General features: G+C 57.3%; 8 protein-coding genes and 1 pseudogene. 5 read left to right on the top strand and 4 right to left on the bottom strand.

The window, feature by feature from the left end; all coding sequences use genetic code 11:
- From M0974_RS32320 to M0974_RS32305, 4 genes are all read left to right on the top strand, one after another.
- Nucleotides 1-186: lysozyme (locus M0974_RS32320; RefSeq protein ID WP_297846274.1), on the top strand; the 186-nt coding region annotated here is incomplete at its 5' end.
- Nucleotides 183-473, top strand: coding sequence for a hypothetical protein (locus M0974_RS32315; protein ID WP_297846272.1), 291 nt, complete (start codon nucleotides 183-185; stop codon nucleotides 471-473). The genes M0974_RS32320 and M0974_RS32315, both read left to right, overlap by 4 nt.
- Nucleotides 474-589: 116 nt before the next feature.
- Nucleotides 590-919 carry a hypothetical protein gene (locus tag M0974_RS32310; protein WP_297846270.1) on the top strand — a complete coding sequence of 110 codons (330 nt, stop codon included), beginning with the start codon at nucleotides 590-592 and terminating at the stop codon, nucleotides 917-919.
- A complete protein-coding gene (locus M0974_RS32305) occupies nucleotides 919-1,152 on the top strand; it encodes a hypothetical protein (RefSeq protein WP_297846269.1) in 234 nt (77 codons plus the stop codon). Before M0974_RS32310 ends, M0974_RS32305 begins: the two co-directional genes overlap by 1 nt.
- On the opposite strand, the gene M0974_RS32300 is transcribed toward M0974_RS32305, so the two are convergent.
- The 3 genes from M0974_RS32300 to M0974_RS32290 form a co-directional block, all read right to left on the bottom strand.
- Entirely contained in the window at nucleotides 1,149-1,430 is a 282-nt protein-coding gene (locus M0974_RS32300) for a hypothetical protein (protein ID WP_297846267.1), read from the bottom strand. The two genes, M0974_RS32305 and M0974_RS32300, sit on opposite strands and share 4 nt — an antisense overlap.
- A 118-nt stretch (nucleotides 1,431-1,548) precedes the next feature.
- Nucleotides 1,549-1,926: a hypothetical protein gene (locus M0974_RS32295; protein WP_297846265.1), complete on the bottom strand. Its 378-nt coding sequence runs from the start codon at nucleotides 1,924-1,926 to the stop codon at nucleotides 1,549-1,551.
- A gap of 622 nt (nucleotides 1,927-2,548) precedes the next feature.
- Nucleotides 2,549-3,442: a DNA cytosine methyltransferase gene (locus M0974_RS32290; RefSeq protein WP_297846276.1), complete on the bottom strand. Its 894-nt coding sequence runs from the start codon at nucleotides 3,440-3,442 to the stop codon at nucleotides 2,549-2,551.
- A 108-nt stretch (nucleotides 3,443-3,550) separates the two neighbouring features.
- On the opposite strand from M0974_RS32290, the gene M0974_RS32285 reads away from it, so the two are divergent.
- A complete protein-coding gene (locus M0974_RS32285) occupies nucleotides 3,551-3,787 on the top strand; it encodes a hypothetical protein (protein WP_297846278.1) in 237 nt (78 codons plus the stop codon).
- On the opposite strand, the pseudogene M0974_RS32280 reads toward M0974_RS32285, so the two are convergent.
- Nucleotides 3,689-3,940, bottom strand: a pseudogene (locus M0974_RS32280) (DNA cytosine methyltransferase); the annotation flags it as partial. The gene M0974_RS32285 and the pseudogene M0974_RS32280 overlap by 99 nt on opposite strands.
- Nucleotides 3,941-4,005: the final 65 nt, after the last annotated feature.

The raw sequence follows: 4,005 nt of genomic DNA, 5'->3' as shown, positions 1-4,005 counted from the left end.
TTCACCTTCAACCTCGGATGCGGCAACTTCCGCAGCTCCACCCTGCTCAAGCTGGTGAACGAAGGCAAGCTGATCGCCGCCGCGCTCCAGTTTCCGCTCTGGTGTCATGCTGGCGGTCAGGTGATGGTCGGGCTGGTGCGTCGGCGAAAGGCTGAAGCTACACTCTTCATGGAGGGACTACAGTGAACACGAAGCCATCGAACAATGTCATCGCGCTCGTCTGCATCATAGTCGGCGCGCTGATGACGCTTCTGATCTTCTTTGAGTCGCGGCTTGACCCCGGTCTGCGGATGGCGGCGCTGGTCTTCGCCTCGAACATCTCCACAGCAATCGTAGCCATCTCGTCTTTGCTCCTAACGGGCAAGGACCTTACGGGCAAGCATGACCCCGCCGACCTTCCCCCTGGCGGTGTGCAGACGGACTCGACTACGGTTCAGGTGCCGCCAGTCGCCCCTTTGGACGGTACGAAGTGAAGTGGCCTTGGCAGTCTAGTCCTAGACCGGTTCCTGTGAGCCAGTGGAAACCTCTTGCGCCTATTGCTCCAGCGGCTATAATCGCACCAACAGCGGCACCCCTACAGGAGAACACCATGAGCATCGTAAGCACCATCAAGACGGACTTGACCAAGGCCTTCGCGTTCCTCTCCGTCATTCTCACCAAGACCTCGGCAGTCGATGCCACCTTCACCAAGCTCGCGCCCCAGACCAAGGCCGCCATCCTCGCCACGTTCTACGACGCCTCCAAGACCATCGGTTCTGCTGCTGGCGCGGTCGAGGACGCAGTGCAGGGCAACATCCCCGGCGCGATTACGCTGTCTGAGGCGACCGTGGCCATGACCCAGACCGTCATCACCGACTTCAAGGGCGACCTGACCGTGCTAGGCAACATCGTGACGGCACTGAAAGCAGACGTGTCCTAATGGCGGACTCGAAGACTTACCCTCTAACCGACCCCGCAGCTCTTGCAGCCAAGGTGAAGGCTGAGGGGGGCCCCGCGCTCGACCCCACACGTCCCACCGGGCAAGCATCCGCCGACGGCGTGACGATGGGCTGGAGCATCGCTGATGGCTCTATCACGCTGACGATCATCAAGAAGCCGTGGATCATCCCAGCGAGCACGATCTGGAGCCACGCGGACGCGCTGTTCGCCTAGGCTTTGGCCGGTACAACCTTGCCGCCGCTGTGCTCAATATCCATGTGGCAGCGGCGGCATTTCGTGCGTACGTTCTCCAGCGTATCCCCGTACATCCGCTTGTTCTGTACGTGCGCCATGTGCGCCTTGCGATCGTGCCAATCTGGAAAGTGATCTGCCACCCAATTTAGGCAGTCCACGCACCGGTTGCCATCCCGAGCAAAGCATTGCTCACGCAGCCGGGTTAGGTCTTCTCCGGTGAGGCGAACGATTCCGAGTTTGCCGATGGTCACGCTCATATCGTCGCCTTTAGGTGACCCTGGCCGAGCGCCACGAGAATGGTATCTATTGCTTCCCCGCTCCGAACTTGCGACGTCGTGAAGCGGTAGACCTTCCATCCCAAATCATTCGCTAGGTTCACAGTCCCTCCCAGTTAGGAATTATTCTTCCCATCTCTTTCCTGAGTTGCATGTATACAGGCTTATCAATCATTATGATGGGAATACTGGGATGGTACTTAGCCATTCGCGCCAAAGCAGTTTTGCCTTTGGGGTGGTTCCAACCTTTGACCTCATGATATTCGACCCTCCCGTCGGGATTGTGGACCTCGAAATCTGGGGTATAAAAACGAGTACCCTTTTTGACTGGAAACTCGAAAGTTACAGGCTCATATTTCCATTCGAGAATTTCCTTACGACTCTTGAGCCAATTGAGATATCGAGCGTAGTTAGCCTCCCATGATGAACGGACAAATATGCCGAGGTCTTCGCGCTTGCCCCCCTTGGAACTCGACATAGCCCATCTGGATCCAAGCCTCCATCTATCCGCTTCGCGAGAGGATTCGGCTACAATGAAGCATTCCCTAGAGCAATAAATTCGTCCGTCCGTTCGAGACGGTAGACACTGAAAGTCTTTTTTGCAAGCCTTGCATATAAGGGTCACGCAAGCACCACCTTTCCAGATCGGACTATCCTTACCGCGCTTGACGCGTTGAAGGTCGGAACCAAAGCAGGACTTAGAGCAATACTTGAGATTGCGGCTTGGGGACGTGACGTAGGCTTTACGGCAGTGCTGGCATGTTCTATCAGTGCGTTTCCATCCAACATTCTCTGGACCCCTGTTGGCTTTGCAGAAGCAGTTCCTAGAGCAATAAATCTTTCGATCTTTCGTAACAGAAAACTCGACAGTGCAAGTGGGGCACACGGAAAATCTTTTGAGATGGTCTGCTCTGCATTGGCGACTACAGAATTTACCCTTGTGCCTCCCTCCGACACGTTGAGGAATAAAAACCGTGTCACAGTGAGCGCAGACAGATTCATTTTTGCCTTTCATTACGTCATTATGCCACAGGGGTGGTAATGAATCAACGTGGTTAGACCGCATTCACCCTCACTGAGCTTCTTTGGTTTCTTGTCGCTCATGCTGCACACTCCTGAACTGGCTCAAGTGCTTCTACGGCCGCAATGCGCTCACCTATCCAGGACATCACAGGCACAGCCATGCTATTGCCGAGCGCCTTGTACCTGGGCCCGTCTGCTGTCTTGTCGCTGATCTTGGTGTAGTCGTCAGGGAATCCCTGCAGGCGTTCACACTCGCGCGGGGTGAGGCGACGCACCGCCATCGTAGCGGGAACTATTGCCATATATCCCGATGCCGCATTGTCGATGCGGTTTGAATCGCCGCCGCTCTTTGCGTAACTCATCATCGTGCCAGCGACCTCGTGCGTTGCGATGGCATGACGATCACCGCTAGTCATCGTGTACATCGGGTCGCCGGGGTCGCCGATGCCTAGACCGTGGCCTTTGCCGTTTTGGTTGCCGCTACCGTCCGTGCCTGCGTGGCGCGTTGCTTGATCTGAGATGGGGATTACGACGGTTGGCACTCCAGCGCCGCCACCATCTGTCGAGGCGATGGGCGGAGATTGATCGCTAGGCGTAAAGCCGTCTTGCCCCGCTGCGCGAAATGCTACGGCTTGCACTTCGCTCCGCGCCTCTAGCGTGTAGGCTATTCCGTCCGTGCGTACCCCCACGCCATCAGGGCCCGATGATGATTTCTCGCGCGTGGCGGCTCCCTGAATTGCGATGATAGGTGTGCCACGCCCCGTCCCATCCTCGCTGGCGTCGAATCCTTCGCCGCGCAGGGCGTGTGCCAGTATCGGAGCCTCATGTCCGCAATGTAGCGTTGTCCCGATCCCGATCTCAGCCGAAGCTTGGCCGGTGCTCATGCAGATGGGGATTGTTTCTATGAGCAAACCCGCCGACGCGTCCTGCACGGTCTGACCTGGGTAGGCGTGGCCACCGCTTCCGTTCAAGCACCCCACAATGCGGTCATGGGGAACTGCTACGACTGGATCTTGCCCTCTAGACTCTCCGGTGCGCTCGGTGCCTCTGCCACTGCCTGTAAGGCTCGGTGCAAGGTCATGGGTAAAACTTTTCCCCGCTTCTCTGCGCGGCGCAGGATGCCCCGACAGGCTATGGCGCTCAAAAAGTACCGCTGCGGCACGTCGCCAGTCTCCAAGATATCCGACAACGAAGACGCGACGGCGGCGCTGGGGTACTCCGAAGTGTTGAGCGTCAAGAACTCTGTAGGCGACCCCATACCCGAGTTGCCCCAAGATCCCGAGGAAGGCTCCAAACGCCCTGCCTCCTTCGATTGACAGGACGCCGGGGACGTTCTCCCATACCAGCCATCTGGGCCTGAGCCGACCAGCAAGGTTAGCGAACTCGACTGTGAGTTGACCACGCTTTCCGTCCATTCCGGCTCGGAGACCGGCGACGCTGAAATCTTGGCAAGGTGTTCCTCCGACCAGAAGGTCGATTGCTGCTGATTCGATCTTGGTAAAGTCGCCATGGTTCGGTACCTCCGGATAGTGGT

Source organism: Pseudomonas sp. (assembly GCF_026224925.1).
Classification (GTDB): domain Bacteria; phylum Pseudomonadota; class Gammaproteobacteria; order Pseudomonadales; family Pseudomonadaceae; genus Aquipseudomonas.
Note: the sequence above shows the minus strand (reverse complement) of the source record. Positions and strands in the feature narration are given on the sequence as shown.